This window comes from Leifsonia sp. KNZ12-8B, from assembly GCF_056755495.1.
The window spans coordinates 1-3,269 of sequence record NZ_JBPGXM010000220.1; the positions used below are offsets into that span (position 1 = coordinate 1).

The following is a 3,269-nucleotide window of genomic DNA, read 5'->3' on the forward strand; positions in this document are numbered from 1 at the left end:
CCCCGGCCCTCGCCGACTGACCCATCCCGTTGGCGCAACACGTCGTCTCGGCCCCCGGCGAGACGGCGTGTCGCGCCGACTCGACGCCACCGATCAGGGCGCCCCGCCGCAATAGGCTGGAGGCATGCGGATCGGCGTCATCGGAGCGGGAGCGATCGGTGGCACCATCGCCGCCCTCCTGGACCGCGCCGGTCACGACGTCGAGGTGACCGCCAGGGGACCGCAGCTCGCGGCGATCCGCGAGCACGGCCTCCACCTCGATGGAGGCTGGGGCGAGCACACCGCGCACCCGGTCGCCGCCGAGACCCTCCAGACCCGCCCCGAGGTCGCGTTCCTGTGCACGAAGGCGCAGGACGCCGAGGCGGCCATCACCGAGAACGCCGACCTGCTGCAGCGCATCCCCGTCGTCGTCGTGCAGAACGGCCTGGCCGGCCTGCGCGAGGCCATGCGCCTCCTCCCGCACTCGCACTGCGTCGGCGCGCTGGCGCTGTACGCCGCCAGCTTCCTCTCCCCCGGCCGGGTCACCGTGACCACGACCGCGAACACCTACCTCGGCGCCGGCAGCGGAGACGCGCCCCGCGTCGCGGTCGAGGCCGCGAGCCTCCTGAACACCGCGATGCCCGCGTACGCCATCCCGAACTTCACCGGCGCCCAGTGGACCAAGCTCATCGTCAACCAGGTCAACGCCATGCCCGCGATCACCGGCCTGAGCGTGCAGGAGACGCTGAGCGACCCCGGCCTGCGCCGGATCGTGACCGCGAGCATGCGGGAGGCGACCCGCGTCGGTCTCGCGCGCGGCGTCCACTACGGCAGCATCCAGGGGCTGGACGACCGCATCCTCCGCTTCGTCGCGCGCGCGCCACTCTGGGCCGCGCAGACGGTGCCGCTGCTGATGCGGAGGCGGATGGGCGCCACCCCGAACCCGGGCTCGACCCTGCAGAGCATCCGCCGCGGCCAGCTGAGCGAGATCGACTTCCTCAACGGCGCCGTCGTCGCGGAGGCCCACGCCATCGGCCAGCAGGCCCCGATCAACGCGGCCCTCACCGCACTGGTGCACGAGGTGGAGCTGCGCGGCGCCTTCCTCCCCCCGGCCACCGTCACCACCCGCCTGCGCCCCCTGGTCCCCTAGCCCGCTGGGCAACTGCCGAGTACGCGCACAGTCCGCGCACTCGACGCTTTCCGCGCGAATTCGCGCGTACTCGACGGCTGCCCGAGCCGGGCCGGCGCGACCGGGGTCACAGCCGCGTCGGGTGCGCCCGGTCGCTGTCGTCGACGAGGAGGTCGGCGTGCTCCCGCGGGTGCGCGTCGGCCTCGTAGACCGGGTCGATCGGCGCGCTGACGATCAGCACCGACGCGTCCCACTCGTCCCGGAGCGCCGGCCGCAGCAGGAACTCGCCGTCGATGACGAGCACCGCGTCCGGGCCCGCGGTCAGCCACCGGCTCTCCACCGGCACGTCGCGCACCTCGTCGAACGCCGCGAGCTGGAACCCCGTGCTCCCCGCCAGGCGGAACGGGTCGATCAGCACCCGTCGCAGCGTGCGGTAGTCGTAGGAGTCGCGGTAGTACGACTCCGGCGTCTCGGGTCCGAGCCGGTTCCGGTCGGCGCGCGGCCGGTGGAAGTCGGCGATGGAGGCGCGGAACGTGTCGTTCCCCGCCTCCTCGAACACCTCCGCCAGCGCATCCGCGAACCGCTCGACCCCGGTACCGTCGACCGCGACGATCACGCGCCCGAGCGGCGCGACGCGGAGCACCTCCGCGACCAGCTCCCGCAGGAACAGCACGCGCGGCGTCGGCGGCAGTCTCATGCCCCGAGCATAGGCCGGGCGGCCGCGTCCGCGCCCGGGTTCGCGTAGCCTCGAAGCGTGCCTGAGACCTTCGCCGCGACCGTCGTCGACTGGTATCACGCCAACCGCCGCGACCTCCCGTGGCGGAGGGACGGCTTCACCGCCTGGGGCACGCTCGTCAGCGAGTTCATGCTGCAGCAGACCCCGGTGACCCGCGTCATCCCGCGCCTCGAGGAGTGGCTCACCCGCTGGCCCACTCCCGCCGACCTCGCCGCCGTGCCGCCCGGGGAGGCGGTCCGCGCCTGGAAGTCGCTCGGCTACCCCCGCCGCGCCCTCTGGCTCCACGCGGCCGCGACGGCGATCACCGAACGGCACGGGGGCGTCGTGCCGGATGACGTCCACGAACTCCTCGCCCTGCCGGGCATCGGCGACTACACCGCACGCGCGGTCGCGGTCTTCGCGTATGGTGAGCGCCACCCCGTCGTCGACACGAACATCCGCCGCGTGATCGCCCGCGCCGTCGACGGCCAGGGCGAGCCGGGCCCGCCGAGCGCCAAGCGCGACCTGGCGGCGATGGAGGCGCTCCTCCCCCACGACCGCCCGGCCGCGGCGGCCTTCAACGCCGGAATGATGGAGCTCGGCGCGATCGTCTGCGTCGCCCGCACCCCGCGCTGCGAGGCGTGCCCGCTAGCGGACCGCTGCGCCTGGCGCGCCGTCGGCTACCCGCCGTACGAAGGCCCACGCAAGCCGGTGCAGAAGAAGTACGAGGGCAGTGACCGCCAGGTGCGCGGTCTGATCCTCGCCGAGCTGCGCGCCTCCCACCTCCCGGTCACCGCCACCGAGCTGGCGTCCGTCTGGCCGGACGCCGCCCAGCGCGACCGTGCCCTCGCCGGCCTGCTCGTCGACGGCCTCGCGGTGGAGGCGGCGGGAGGCTACACCCTGCCCTGACGGCACGGTCACTCCACGGCGATGCGCGCCGCCACGGTGCCGCTCGTATGATCCTCGAGATCGACCTGGCCCGGCACGTCGAAGGTCAGTTCGTGCGTCGACGGGTGTGCCGCCAGGCCCGACGCTCAGGCCTCAGCGAAGACGAGCGGGTCCCAGTCGACGATCCGGTGCGTCTGCACCAGCCCCTCCGTCACGAACGGGTCGGCGCTCACGAACCGCTCCGCCGCCTCCCGCGACCGGAAGATCGCCATCGCCCCGCCCGCCGGCGTCGACCCGAGGGGACCGATGAGGAGGATCTCGCCGCCGGCCGCGAACGCATCCAGATAGGCGCGGTGCCGCGGATACGCTTCCCGCACCCGATCGAACAGCGCGGGGCCCGCGTCGACGTCCATGTCGTAGAAGGTGACGGCGTACATGCGGTCAGCGTAGCCGTCAGGCGGACGCGCCCGCGCGGCTCCGGTGGAGCGTCCGCACCGATCTCAGGACGCCGTAGGACGGCCCGAACAACAGAAGTGCGGGCGTCCCGTTCTCGGGACG

At 73.8% G+C, this 3,269-nt stretch carries 4 protein-coding genes; 2 read left to right on the plus strand and 2 right to left on the minus strand.

From position 1 onward, the window contains the following. Window positions 1–124 precede the first annotated feature (124 nt). On the plus strand, window positions 125–1,129 hold the full coding sequence (locus tag ACR9ZG_RS18540; RefSeq protein WP_481286319.1) for a ketopantoate reductase family protein: 1,005 nt from the start codon (window positions 125–127) through the stop codon (window positions 1,127–1,129). A 106-nt stretch (window positions 1,130–1,235) separates the two neighbouring features. On the opposite strand, the gene ACR9ZG_RS18545 is transcribed toward ACR9ZG_RS18540, so the two are convergent. Then, window positions 1,236–1,805 (minus strand): nucleoside/nucleotide kinase family protein, encoded by a 570-nt coding sequence (locus ACR9ZG_RS18545; RefSeq protein ID WP_481286320.1) that lies wholly within the window; start codon window positions 1,803–1,805, stop codon window positions 1,236–1,238. Window positions 1,806–1,862: 57 nt separating this feature from the next. Between ACR9ZG_RS18545 and ACR9ZG_RS18550 the strand changes: the two genes are divergently transcribed. Continuing rightward, window positions 1,863–2,732, plus strand: coding sequence for an HhH-GPD family protein (locus tag ACR9ZG_RS18550; protein ID WP_481286321.1), 870 nt, complete (start codon window positions 1,863–1,865; stop codon window positions 2,730–2,732). Between the two features lie 125 nt (window positions 2,733–2,857). Here the strand turns inward: ACR9ZG_RS18550 and ACR9ZG_RS18555 are convergent, their stop codons facing one another. After that, window positions 2,858–3,148, minus strand: a complete 291-nt coding sequence (locus tag ACR9ZG_RS18555) for a YciI family protein (protein ID WP_481286322.1) — start codon at window positions 3,146–3,148, stop codon at window positions 2,858–2,860. Window positions 3,149–3,269 lie beyond the last annotated feature (121 nt).